Annotated in this window: 16 protein-coding genes and 1 riboswitch; of the genes, 9 read left to right on the top strand and 7 right to left on the bottom strand. The window is 43.4% G+C overall.

Going from position 1 to position 12084, the window contains the following annotated elements; genetic code table 11:
• Positions 1 to 42: 42 nt before the first annotated feature.
• Positions 43 to 1245, bottom strand: a complete 1203-nt coding sequence (metK, locus tag J2S25_RS06195; protein ID WP_044395363.1) for a methionine adenosyltransferase — start codon at positions 1243 to 1245, stop codon at positions 43 to 45.
• Positions 1246 to 1487: 242 nt separating this feature from the next.
• Positions 1488 to 1629: riboswitch (SAM riboswitch) on the bottom strand.
• 198 nt (positions 1630 to 1827) lie between these two features.
• Between metK and pckA the strand changes: the two genes are divergently transcribed.
• Positions 1828 to 3417 carry a phosphoenolpyruvate carboxykinase (ATP) gene (gene pckA / locus J2S25_RS06200; protein WP_307191530.1) on the top strand — a complete coding sequence of 530 codons (1590 nt, stop codon included), beginning with the start codon at positions 1828 to 1830 and terminating at the stop codon, positions 3415 to 3417.
• Between the two features lie 239 nt (positions 3418 to 3656).
• Here pckA and J2S25_RS06205 read toward each other — a convergent pair whose 3' ends face one another.
• Together J2S25_RS06205 and J2S25_RS06210 are read right to left on the bottom strand one after the other, a co-directional pair.
• Positions 3657 to 3899, bottom strand: a complete 243-nt coding sequence (locus J2S25_RS06205) for a DUF2584 domain-containing protein (RefSeq protein WP_044395359.1) — start codon at positions 3897 to 3899, stop codon at positions 3657 to 3659.
• Between the two features lie 46 nt (positions 3900 to 3945).
• A complete protein-coding gene (locus tag J2S25_RS06210) occupies positions 3946 to 4731 on the bottom strand; it encodes an alpha/beta hydrolase family protein (RefSeq protein ID WP_307191531.1) in 786 nt (261 codons plus the stop codon).
• Between the two features lie 120 nt (positions 4732 to 4851).
• Here J2S25_RS06210 and J2S25_RS06215 point away from each other — a divergent pair, with 120 nt between their 5' ends.
• The 3 genes from J2S25_RS06215 to J2S25_RS06225 are packed head-to-tail and all read left to right on the top strand — an operon-like array spanning position 4852 to position 7431.
• Entirely contained in the window at positions 4852 to 5850 is a 999-nt protein-coding gene (locus J2S25_RS06215) for an ABC transporter substrate-binding protein (RefSeq protein WP_044395354.1), read from the top strand.
• A 17-nt stretch (positions 5851 to 5867) separates the two neighbouring features.
• The gene (locus tag J2S25_RS06220) at positions 5868 to 6644 is read left to right on the top strand and encodes an ABC transporter ATP-binding protein (protein WP_044395352.1); all 777 of its coding nucleotides are present in this window, start codon (positions 5868 to 5870) and stop codon (positions 6642 to 6644) included.
• Positions 6586 to 7431 (top strand): ABC transporter permease, encoded by an 846-nt coding sequence (locus J2S25_RS06225; protein WP_439117488.1) that lies wholly within the window; start codon positions 6586 to 6588, stop codon positions 7429 to 7431. Before J2S25_RS06220 ends, J2S25_RS06225 begins: the two co-directional genes overlap by 59 nt.
• Positions 7432 to 7479: 48 nt before the next feature.
• Here the strand turns inward: J2S25_RS06225 and ytkD are convergent, their stop codons facing one another.
• Positions 7480 to 7953, bottom strand: a complete 474-nt coding sequence (gene ytkD / locus J2S25_RS06230) for an RNA deprotection pyrophosphohydrolase (protein WP_044395347.1) — start codon at positions 7951 to 7953, stop codon at positions 7480 to 7482.
• 64 nt (positions 7954 to 8017) lie between these two features.
• A complete protein-coding gene (locus tag J2S25_RS06235; protein WP_044395344.1) occupies positions 8018 to 8338 on the bottom strand; it encodes a hypothetical protein in 321 nt (106 codons plus the stop codon).
• A gap of 223 nt (positions 8339 to 8561) precedes the next feature.
• On the opposite strand from J2S25_RS06235, the gene J2S25_RS06240 reads away from it, so the two are divergent.
• Complete coding sequence (locus J2S25_RS06240; RefSeq protein WP_044395342.1) at positions 8562 to 8816, top strand: DUF6154 family protein; 255 nt, start codon at positions 8562 to 8564, stop codon at positions 8814 to 8816.
• Positions 8817 to 8921: 105 nt separating this feature from the next.
• On the opposite strand, the gene J2S25_RS06245 is transcribed toward J2S25_RS06240, so the two are convergent.
• A complete protein-coding gene (locus J2S25_RS06245) occupies positions 8922 to 9368 on the bottom strand; it encodes a Dps family protein (protein ID WP_431305977.1) in 447 nt (148 codons plus the stop codon).
• A 123-nt stretch (positions 9369 to 9491) separates the two neighbouring features.
• On the opposite strand from J2S25_RS06245, the gene ytzI reads away from it, so the two are divergent.
• Both ytzI and yidD read left to right on the top strand, forming a co-directional pair.
• Positions 9492 to 9671, top strand: coding sequence for a YtzI protein (gene ytzI, locus J2S25_RS06250; protein WP_307191532.1), 180 nt, complete (start codon positions 9492 to 9494; stop codon positions 9669 to 9671).
• Between the two features lie 43 nt (positions 9672 to 9714).
• Positions 9715 to 9969 carry a membrane protein insertion efficiency factor YidD gene (yidD, locus tag J2S25_RS06255; protein WP_044395338.1) on the top strand — a complete coding sequence of 85 codons (255 nt, stop codon included), beginning with the start codon at positions 9715 to 9717 and terminating at the stop codon, positions 9967 to 9969.
• 21 nt (positions 9970 to 9990) lie between these two features.
• Here yidD and J2S25_RS06260 read toward each other — a convergent pair whose 3' ends face one another.
• The gene (locus tag J2S25_RS06260; RefSeq protein ID WP_307191533.1) at positions 9991 to 10557 is read right to left on the bottom strand and encodes a beta-class carbonic anhydrase; all 567 of its coding nucleotides are present in this window, start codon (positions 10555 to 10557) and stop codon (positions 9991 to 9993) included.
• Between the two features lie 225 nt (positions 10558 to 10782).
• Between J2S25_RS06260 and J2S25_RS06265 the strand changes: the two genes are divergently transcribed.
• Together J2S25_RS06265 and J2S25_RS06270 are read left to right on the top strand one after the other, a co-directional pair.
• A complete protein-coding gene (locus J2S25_RS06265) occupies positions 10783 to 11736 on the top strand; it encodes a metal ABC transporter solute-binding protein, Zn/Mn family (RefSeq protein ID WP_307191534.1) in 954 nt (317 codons plus the stop codon).
• 100 nt (positions 11737 to 11836) lie between these two features.
• Positions 11837 to 11992 carry a DUF1540 domain-containing protein gene (locus tag J2S25_RS06270; RefSeq protein ID WP_079510168.1) on the top strand — a complete coding sequence of 52 codons (156 nt, stop codon included), beginning with the start codon at positions 11837 to 11839 and terminating at the stop codon, positions 11990 to 11992.
• The last annotated feature ends 92 nt before the right edge of the window (positions 11993 to 12084 follow it).

Here is a 12084-nt window from a genome sequence, read left to right on the forward strand (position 1 = left end):
TATGAAAAAGGAGTTACATAATTTCTATGTAACTCCTTTTTCTTATTTGCCGAGAGCTTGAGTACGGAGCGTTTCAGCTTTGTCTGTACGCTCCCATGGAAGGTCAACGTCCGAACGGCCAAAGTGTCCGTAAGCAGCTGTCTGTTTGTAAATTGGCTTGCGCAAGTCCAGCATTTTGATAATACCAGCAGGTCGAAGGTCGAAGTTGCTTTCCACAACGTCGATCAGTACGTCCTCACTCACTTTTCCTGTTCCAAACGTATCAATGGAGATGGATACCGGACGGGCAACGCCGATTGCGTATGCAAGCTGAACTTCGACTTTTTCGGCAAGACCAGCAGCAACGAGGTTCTTGGCAACATAACGCGCCGCGTATGCAGCTGAACGGTCCACTTTTGTAGGATCCTTCCCAGAGAATGCGCCTCCTCCGTGACGCGCATATCCACCGTAAGTATCTACGATGATCTTGCGGCCAGTAAGACCTGCATCACCTTGTGGTCCGCCGATTACGAAACGGCCAGTTGGGTTGATGAAGTATTTTGTGTTTTCATCAATCAATTCTGCCGGTACGACAGGCTTGATGACATGTTCCTTAAGGTTGCGCTGGATTTGCTCAAGCGAAACTTCAGGATGGTGCTGTGTTGAGATAACGATTGTATCGATACGGACTGGCTTGTCATTCTCGTCGTATTCAACTGTTACCTGAGTTTTTCCGTCTGGACGCAGGTAAGGAAGGATTTCTTCCTTGCGAACTTCCGTCAGACGTCGGGAAATTTTATGTGCCAAGGAAATTGGAAGTGGCATAAGCTCTTTCGTTTCGTTGCACGCAAAACCGAACATTAAACCTTGGTCTCCAGCACCAATTGCTTCGATTTCTGCGTCTGACATCTGACCTTCACGTGCTTCAAGCGCCTGGTCAACTCCCATCGCTATATCAGCTGACTGCTCGTCGATGGCAGTTAACACTGCGCAAGTTTCCGCGTCGAATCCGTACTTTGCGCGAGTATAGCCGATTTCCTTGATGGTTTCACGGACGATTTTTGGAATATCTACGTATGTAGAAGTGGTGATTTCGCCTGCAACTAGGACCAAGCCTGTCGTAACGGATGTTTCGGCTGCAACACGTGCGTTCGCATCTTTAGCCAGGATCGCATCCAAAATCGCATCAGAAATCTGGTCGCAAATTTTATCCGGATGGCCCTCTGTTACTGATTCAGAAGTAAACAAACGGCGTTTGTGTGACATCTGAGTTCCTCCCTCATGTATAAAAATAGACCCGAGGCTGTCCCAATACAAACCTCGTTTGATACGGTACTCATTCCCTACGTAGTATGAAATAAACGCTGAGTTTTTATTAGGAAAATTCATGGTGAACTTCTTTTTTAAAATTTAACCCAGCAGTAGTCCCATGCATTGGCCAGGAAAAAACAATATAAAAAACCTCTCCAAATATGAGGAAAGGTTTTTGCTAAATTCCGCGCCTTTCGCTCTTATCGTTCAAGGGCAAATCCCTTGCATCAGGTTAGCACCTTTGCCCGAAAAAGGGACAGCAAATTCAAAAGCTGTCATTCTCGTTTGCAGGTTGCTGGGTTTCATTGGGCCTGTCCCTCCACCAGCTCGGGATAAGAGAGTATCCGTTCAAGTCCAAATCATAACGAAGATATAATGGCCTGTCAATGGTTTTTTTTCAAAATACATTCTCAATTTCCTAACGTATGGACAAATGGAATTTTTCCGTATATTAGTATAGATTAATTCGTTAAATGTGCTATACTAATATCAAGAAATTACATAATCTGAATCTTTTAAAAAGGAAGGTATTCTCCGATGAACGTTGTAGGGATATCAAATGAACTTTCAGGATTAATTAATGGAAGCAATATACGGGTACAGCTTTCTGTCCCCCAGCTAGTTGAAAAGGTGCTAAACCGAAAAGAAGGAATCTTGACGTCAACAGGTGCGATAAGAGCGACGACTGGTAAATATACTGGCCGTTCCCCTAAAGATAAATTTATTGTCGAAGAAGAATCCGTAAAAGATAAAATCGACTGGGGGCCAGTCAACCAGCCGATCTCCAAGGAATCTTTTACGAAGCTATATAATAAGGTATTGAAGTACCTCCAAGATAAAGACGAAGTTTTCGTTTTCAACGGATTTGCTGGGGCAGATAAGAAGTACCGCCTACCCATTCAAGTCATCAATGAATATGCATGGCATAATCTTTTTGCCCATCAATTATTCATTCGGCCAACAGAAGCAGATCTTGCTGAGCATGAATCCGAGTTTACAATCCTTTCAGCCCCTACCTTCAAAGCCGACCCTGAAATAGATGGGACAAACTCTGAAACCTTCATCATCATTTCCTTCGAGCAGCGCGTCGTCTTGATCGGCGGGACTGAGTACGCCGGTGAAATGAAGAAATCGATCTTCTCGATAATGAATTATTTGCTTCCGGAAAACGGGATTTTGTCGATGCACTGCTCGGCGAATGTTGGACGCGAAGGCGATGTCGCCTTGTTCTTTGGACTATCCGGTACAGGCAAAACAACTTTATCTGCTGACAATAACCGCCGGTTGATTGGGGATGATGAACACGGCTGGTCTGCTAATGGTGTGTTCAACATCGAAGGCGGCTGCTATGCCAAATGCATCAATTTGTCCAAGGAAAGAGAACCGCAAATCTTTGAGGCAATCCGATTTGGCTCGGTTCTCGAGAACGTCGTAGTCGATGATGATACACGTGTGGCCAATTATGATGACGGCAGCCTGACCGAAAACACTCGGGCAGCCTATCCAATTCAAGCGATTGAAAATATCGTGGATCCAAGCATCGCTGGCCATCCAAACGCCATTGTATTCCTGACAGCCGACGCTTTCGGGGTACTGCCTCCAATTGCCAGGTTAACAAAGGAACAAGCAATGTATCACTTCCTGAGCGGATACACGTCCAAGCTCGCTGGTACAGAACGCGGCATTACATCACCGCAGGCAACATTCTCCACATGCTTTGGTTCTCCCTTCCTGCCGCTTGCAGCAACAAAGTACGCCGAAATGCTTGGTGAAAAAATTGCCGAGCACAACGCAAAGGTATTCCTCGTGAATACGGGATGGACTGGCGGAGAATATGGCATCGGAAGCCGCATGAAGTTGGCGTACACTAGAGCGATGGTCCAGGCTGCACTAGAAGGCGAACTGACGAACGTCGAAACCGCAAAAGACGAAATCTTTGGCCTTGAGATCCCACTGCATGTACCAGGTGTACCTGACGATGTCCTCCAGCCAGTTAAAGCGTGGACTGACAAGGAAGCCTACTATACAAAAGCAAACGAGCTCGCAGCCCAGTTCCGCGACAACTTTAAAAAGTTCACAAACATACCATCTGAAATCGAAGAAAAAGGCGGACCAACCGTTAAATAAGAATTTAAGTGAGGCCATCTCTGGTGAAGAGATGGCCTTTAGTTTTGATGGCTCGTTATTCATCAATGTTTGGTGACCTGAATTCCCGGTTTCTCTGGAAAAAAAGGGCACCAATCAGGCCCATCGGTGACCTGAATGCCCGATTTCTCTGAAAACAGGGCACCAATCTAGCCTATTGGTGACCAAAAATCCGGTTTCCTCGCAAAAAAAATAAAAACAGGGCACAAAATGTGCCCTGTTCAGTTCGTTGACTTCAAAGAAACTAATTGATACGTTAAGATTGTTTCATTTTCTGTCCACTCGAGTTTTGAGATGACGCCTGTTCCGGCCAGATCCCCTTCAATCGTCTTTCTTACTTCCAGTGGAATGTCGATTGGATAAAGCCTATAACCTTTCTTTTTCAAAGAGAAGAAATTGTCTTTGAGCCTTTTTTCGCGGCCTTTTGTTACGATCATTGTATTTAATTCTAATGGCATTCCCATTATTTTTCCGCTCCTCTTCACAAATAGCTTCCCCTATATTTTATCATTATTGAGGCTGTGATTTCATCCAATTCATTAAATCACTGACGACTTTCCGATTCACTACTGGAGGAAAATAGTGTGTATATTCATCAAAATACCAGCTTTCTACAGGTTTCTTTAAGTCTTTTAACCGTTTCTCGATCCGATAAGAATGTTCTACTGACACATTTCGGTCATTGCGACCATGGATCAGCAGCACGGGTGCTTTTAGGTTCTCGAGTTCATATAATGGCGTTCTGAATTTATAGCGGTTCGGTACTTTTTTCGGTGATCCGCCGATTACTCTTTTCATCATTCTGCGCAGATCTTTTCTTTCTACATAGGTTAAAAATAAATCGGTCACGCCTCCCCATGTAACAACGGAAGCTGTCTCCGGAAATTGAATGCCGGTCAGCAAGGCCATCAATCCGCCTCTAGAAAATCCAAAAACGTGAACTCTTTCCACTCCTGGAAGAGACTGGAGCAGCCTAAAGCCGGCAAACGCATCGTCACGGTCCTTCCCGCCAAAGTCTTCATTCCCTTCCCCACCTTGGTTTCCTCGATAAAAAGGAGCAAAAACCGTAAAGCCTTCGGAAGCAAATTGGGCGATACGAGCTGGCCTCACCTTTCCCACATTTTTGATGCCGCCACGAAGATAAAGAAAGCCTTCTGTCCCGCTTCCGTCAGTTGGTCTTGCCAACAGCCCCTTAACGCGCAACCCGCCTGCAAAATATCTCACCATGTCAAGTTTGACTTTTGGATTTGGAGAAGGATAGGGATCTGCTGAAATGATTAGACCGTCATTGGCCACCGTTATCACTCCTCTAATAGGAATTTTTTCTATTTTGCTACTAGGCATTCACACATTTTTTTCTCGCCTCATACATTATCGTAAGCCCAATTTAAGACAGATTTTTTAGGAGGCATCAATATGAAAAAATGGTTCAAAGCCGGTCTTGCTATTATTTTGGTTGCTTTTCTCATTATTCCTCTTTCAGCCTGCAGCCAAAACAATAAAGTACAGACCGTGAAAGTAGCAGAGGTAACCCGTTCGATCTTCTATGCCCCTCAATATGTTGCCCTTGCCAAAGGATTTTTTGAGGAAGAAGGGCTAAATATCGAACTCACTACAGCCTGGGGCGGCGACAAGACAATGACAGCCGTGCTGTCGAATGCGGCGGATATCGCCCTCGTTGGCTCGGAAACTTCTATTTACGTGTATGCCCAAGATTCCAACGACCCAGTCATCAATTTCGCCCAGCTGACCCAGACGGATGGCACCTTCCTTGTTTCCAGACAGAAAATCGACCATTTTTCATGGGACCAGTTGAAAGGGTCTACCTACCTCGGACAGCGTACAGGCGGAATGCCACAAATGGTCGGTGAATTCGTGCTCAAGAAACACAATATTGATCCAAAGCAAGATTTAAAGATGATCCAAAATATTGATTACGCCAATATTCCAAATGCCTTTGCTTCTGGAACAGGTGACTTTGTACAGCTATTCGAGCCTCAGGCAAGCTTGTTTGAAAAAGAAGGAAAGGGCCATATCGTCGCTTCATTTGGAACGGAATCCGGTCATGTACCTTATACCACATTCATGGCAAAACAAAGCTTCATGAAGGAGAATGCGGAGACGATAGAAAAGTTTACCCGTGCCGTTTACAAAGCACAACAATGGGTCGATTCTCACAGTGCGAAAGAGACAGCTGAAGCCATCCAGGAATATTTTAAAGATACAGATTTATCACTGATCGAGACCGTAGTGGACCGTTATAAAAGCCAGGGCACGTACGCAACAGACCCAATTCTCGATGAAGAGGAGTGGAACAATCTCCAGGCCATCATGGAGGAAGCCGGGGAGCTTCCTAAGCAAATCAGCCATGACACTTTGGTCGATACAGACGTGGCTGGAAAAGTCATGAAATAACAGGAGGTTGCCGCATAATGGACTTTTTGACGTTAACAGGAATCCATCACACTTATTTTACGAAAACATCTGCCGTCACTGCGCTAAATGATATTTCACTCGATGTCCGGGAAGGGGAATTCGTTTCCTTCCTGGGACCGAGCGGCTGCGGCAAAACAACATTGCTTTCCATTATCGCTGGGCTGATCGATCCTTCAGACGGCCAGGTAAAACTTGAAGGAAAAACAGTCAAACAGGCTTCGAATCAGACTGGATATATGCTACAGCAGGATTATCTATTCCCATGGAAAACGATTGAGGAAAATATTTTACTAGGACTGAAGATCAGTGGAACTTTAAATGCGCAAAAAAAAGAAGAAGTTTTGGCACTCCTCGAGCAGATGGGACTGGAGAATGTAGGAAAACTTTATCCTAAACAGCTATCTGGAGGAATGCGCCAGCGGGTGGCACTGGTGCGGACACTGGCAACAGAACCTAAACTGCTCATGCTCGATGAGCCATTTTCCGCCCTCGATTATCTCACAAAATTGAAGCTCGAGAATCTCGTTTCCAACACACTCAAGACATTTGAAAAAACAGCAATTTTGGTTACACACGATATCGGAGAAGCTATCGCGATGAGCGATCGCATCTTTCTGCTCTCACCAAGGCCAGGACGATTGCACCAAGTCTTCTTGATCCCGGAAGAACTTAGAAACATCAGTCCTTTTGAGGTGAGGAACCATCCCTTATATAATGAGCTGTTCCAATCAATATGGAAGGAGTTGGAATATCTTGAACCAGAAGAATACTGAACTCCTTCACCAGCAGTACCTGAAAAGGCTAAGGAGCGAGCGAAAAAAAGTCCGCGTCTATCAATTGTTGATTTTCTTCACCTTTTTCGCAGGCTGGGAACTATCAAGCCGACAAAGATGGATTGATCCTCTTCTCTTCAGTTCCCCCTCCAAAGTTTGGAACCTGCTGATAGAGAAGACGCTCGACGGTTCGCTTGCAGTCAACCTCGGGGTCACACTGGTAGAAACCGTACTTGGATTCATCCTAGGAACTCTAGCCGGAACCATGCTAGCCGCTGTTCTTTGGTGGTCACCGCTACTTTCCCGAATATTAGACCCGTACCTAGTCATTTTAAATTCTATGCCAAAGGTCGCGCTCGGCCCGATACTGATTGTAGCCCTTGGTACGAATATGACCTCGATCATTGCAATGGGAGCGATCATCTCTGTGATCATCACGACCATCGTGGTCTACACTTCTTTTAAAGAAGTCGACCAAAACTATTTAAAAGTGCTGCAGACATTCGGTGCGACAAGGACGCAATGTTTTAAGGAAGCCATCCTGCCCGCCTCATTCCCGACCATTATTTCAAGTTTGAAAGTCAATGTCGGCCTGAGCTGGGTAGGTGTCATCGTCGGAGAATTCCTCGTTTCGTCACGAGGTCTCGGCTATATGATCATCTATGGATTCCAGGTATTCAACTTTACGCTCGTGTTCCTGTCGCTCTTTGTGATTGCTGTTTTTGCCACCATGATGTACCAGCTGGTAGAGCTACTTGAAAAGAAGCTAATCAAAAGTAACCAGTAAAGAAGCCGGAATAAGAGTCGGCTTCTTCAGTTTTTTTTGATAAATGAATTAGAACAGTAACTTCTCCGTTAAAAATTCAAGGGAATATCTTATCACGTCATCCTTCATGATAAAACTGTATTCAGCCTTCCTTCTATCTTCCAGCAAATCCCCTTTTTTGAAAACCGGTCCCTTAGTTTCGAAGTAATGATCCTGCGGGATGATTTTCTCTGCTTCACCGTAAAAGATTCTTTTTACAAATATACCTTCTCCACTGCTGACCCGGTACTCTCCAATGCTTTTGATTCGTTTCAATAACGCACCGGTTTCCTCCATGACTTCTCGACGTGCTGCCTGTTCAAGTGTCTCCCCTATTTCTGCTTTGCCTCCGGGAAATTCCAGGCCCCTTTTCTTATGATCAGTGAGTAGCCACTCCCCGTTATAGGTACAAATGATCAGCACATGGCTTGCCTCCTGTTCAAAGGCATTTTCTTTAAATGCTAAAACAACCTCTCCCCCATTTTCAGCACTGAATGTATGCATAACCCTCTCTCCTTTCCCTCATTATAACGAAAGCGGAATAAGGAAGAAACTGCAGTTCATTGAATTATTTTTCGGGGAGGATTCCCATGCTCTCAATATGGTGCCGCGCTTCTTCATCGCCTAGTTTATAGATTATTTCATACGTCTTTAGCAGTTGGCTGTCAAGGGCATCGTTTTCCCGATCATAATGATACTGGACATATGGTACATGCGCCCTCATAAAGTTTTGCCAGCCCGTTGAATGACCCTGATCGAAAATTTCCCTTAATCCACTGATTTCCTCATCAGATGCTTCAATTTTAAAATTCCATGGAGATGCTGTTGATACACTTTGAATTTCGCCATCACTAATGTTGATATAGTATGTTTTTTTGCTTACTGTCATATGTCTCACCTCATAAATATCGTTCCCTGCGTCTATATTCCTTTATGCTGAATATCATTAAAATAAATAATTTTAGGCACTGTAAAAGGAAGGATTATGTTAAAATTAGACACAAATAAACAGCTGGTGCATGAAAAACCGAAAGCATATTTTTTCTTGTTAAGGGTATTAAATAAGTATAGGATTGAGAATAGAGTATCGGCAGAAGGAGAGGTGAAATGTCTTGAAACTAATTGATGAGTTATATGAATTATATCGCAATAAATTGACCGGCGACGAAGAGGATATCGATATGCTCGCTTTTGCCTTCCTTGAAGAAATGAGCCGCGAGGACTTGCTGAAGATCATCCATGACCTTGATAAGCAGGAACTATTTGATTTGATGGGTCTTTATTTGATTGAAAGTCTGAAGGGGAAATTTGCCCAGGATGACTTTGGTGCTCGCACTGTCACATATCCTTCTCGTAACATCCATTAACAAAATAGTCCATACATATGAACCGGCTGATGACGCCGGTTTTTTTACTTAACAAAAAAACCGGCCGCTTCAGCCAGTTTTTTCGTAACATGTATTCCAGTTTGCTTATCCGAGGTAAGCCTTAAACATCCACATATGTTTACGAAGGCTCATTTTTAATGTGGTCATCATATCTGCAGTAGCGGTATCTTCTGCTTTCTCTGCGAGTTCGATCGCTTCCTGGAGCTCTTCGACGACCATTGCAAAGTCATCATACAATTGTTTCACCATTTCTTCCTCTTTTTCAGAACCTGTCGCTTCCTTAACGGAAGACAGCTCTAAATACTCTTTAAGTGTAGCAACTGGCTTTCCGTCTAACGCCAGAATTCTTTCTGCAAATTCATCGATGATTGTCGCTGCCTCATTGTAAAGTTCTTCAAATTTGACATGAAGCGTGAAGAAGTGCCGGCCTTTTACATACCAGTGATAGTTGTGAATCTTAGTATAAAGGACCGTCCAGTTTGCCACTTGTTTGTTTACTGCTTGAATTAATTCAGATTGAGCCATGTTCATTTCATCCTCCTCTTAATCACTAGTACTATTCCCTTCTCTTGGTGGGAAAAAACATGCTTTCGCAACTTTTTTACATGCTGAGTGAAAACATGCTACAATAATTTTAACGAAGGAGGATGTATTATGTATACTATTTTGATTATCTCCGTCTTGATCGTTATCCTTGTCCTTGTTTTAAGCGTGTTCTCGACCTCCAAAGCCTATCAGTTCAAACACACCGTCGACCCGATTGAAAGCAACAGCGAAGAAGGGAAGCCGGAAAACGAAACGAAGAACCTGGAGACAAATAAAAAGGAGCTGTAAATCAGCCTCCTTTTTGTGATTCTGTGTACAAGAAGGGATTCTTATGTTAAAAAATATATTTATTGGCATCATTCGATTTTATCAAAAGGTCATTTCGCCATTAAAACCGCCAACCTGCCGTTTTTATCCAACATGCTCCCATTACGGTCTTGAGGCGATCCAAAAATTTGGACCTTTTAAAGGCGGATGGCTGACCGTTGTTCGAATCCTAAAATGCCAGCCATTCCATCCCGGAGGCTTTGACCCTGTACCGGAAGAGTGGCCACCTAAGAAAAAAACAAAAGCTCATGATCACTGAGTTGGGTACACGTATATCATGCTAGCTAATTTCATATCCATCGACTATACGATCCAGCCTGCCCGTTGCCGGATCAATTACGAGACCATGTACAGGAACATCCTTTGGCATCAAAGGATGGTTTTTTACGATTTCAACACTGTGGGCGACACTCTCCTTGACATCTTCAAAACCGTGAAGCCACTCTTTCACATCGATTCCGGAGTAATTCAAAGTGTTTAGCATATCATCGCTTACACCGCGCCGTTTCATTTCTTCTAACATCCCATCAGGCTTCATCCCGCTCATGCCGCAGTCATAATGCCCAATGATGGCCACTTCCTCGGCCTGCAGCTGATAAACCGCTACCAGAATGCTCCTCATGATACTTCCAAACGGATGCATAATGAGCGCACCGGCATTTTTGACAATCTTCACATCACCGTTGCGAAAATTCAATGCTCTTGGCAAAAGTTCAACAAGCCTAGTATCCATACATGTTAAAATCACCATTTTTTTGTTAGGAAATTTGGTCGTCGTGTATTCTTCATACTTTTTATCAGCGACAAATTGTTTATTATACTGAAGAATTTCCTCAAGTATTCTCACATGCTCCACTCCTTTTGCTTGTTCTCATAATAGAATACCGCAAATCTTAACCAAACCAAAATGTTTTACTTGCATTTGTGCCGATCCTTTTGTATGATACAAGAAGTAAATCGTAATCATTACGAATTAATATTTTTTTACTCTGATTAGAAAACTATAACAAAAGGGAAGAACATCTCTTGTAAATCGTAATGACTACGCTTTGAAACCAAGGAGGTCTTTAGTTTGAAAAAATTATCTTTCATCCTAGTATTATTTATTATTGTTTCTAGCTTCCTTAGCGGCTGCGGGCAAAAAGAAGCATCTAATGCAAAAAAGGATGACAACCAATTAAAAGTATATACCACTGTCTACCCGCTTCAGTATTTCACTCAGCAAATTGGCGCCGAGTTTGTTGATGTAAAAACTATCTATCCGCCTGGAGCAGATGAACATACTTTTGAACCATCTCAAAAGGATATGATATCGCTTGCCGATGCAGACTTATTTTTCTATATTGGTCTCGGGCTAGAGGGATTTGTCGATAAAGCCGAACAAACCTTGAAAAATGAGGGTGTAAAAATGCTCCCAGTCGGAGATTCGCTCCATCTGGACGGGGGAAACAATGATCAGGCCGAAGAAACACATTCAAGTGACGACGGCCACGGACACGGGGATATTAACCCACACGTCTGGCTAGATCCCATCTATGCAAACGAAATTGCTCTGACAATCAAAAACCAATTAGTGGAACAAATGCCTGAGCATAAAGATGTATTGGAAAAAAATTATGCCGAGCTTTCTGCCCAATTAACGGATCTGGACAAGGAGTTTACAGAGGTGATTCGTTCTGCTGACCGCAAGGAAATCATCGTTTCTCATGCCGCTTACAGCTATTGGGAAACACGATATGGCCTGAAACAAATCAACATTTCCGGCCTGTCAACTACAAATGAGCCGACGCAACAAGAACTTCAAAACCTCATTTCGCATGCTAAGGACGCAAAAATAAAGTATGTTCTGACCGAACAAAATTTTAACTCAAAGCTAGCAAAAATGGTTCAGGATGAAATTGGCGGTAAAACACTTACCCTCCACAATCTTTCCGTTTTGACAGATGAAGACATCAAAAACAACGAAACATATTTCACGTTGATGAAAAAAAATATTTCCACTCTGGAAAAAGCACTCAATGAATAAATGTGTATTAACACACTCTTTTTCCTAAAATTAGCGGGAATGAGTTACCGGGTTTCACAGCATGCTAATGATGTATCAATCACAAAGGAGTGGTACACCAATGGCAAAAGACGTCTTATGCGAAGTTAACAACTGTCAGTATTGGGAACATGGAAATCTGTGCAATGCAGATAAAATTTATGTAGTCAGCCATTCAGGCGAGACAGCCGACAACAGCCGGGAAACTGACTGTAAAACTTTTGAAGCATTAAGTTAATCACCAGGACCGGAACAAACCCGGTCCTGCTAATTTAGCTAATACTGGCGGTATAACGGATCGGAATTAAGAAAAACCGGGCAAACTGCGCC

This window comes from Mesobacillus stamsii, from assembly GCF_030814065.1.
Classification (GTDB): Bacteria; Bacillota; Bacilli; order Bacillales; family Cytobacillaceae; genus Mesobacillus; species Mesobacillus stamsii.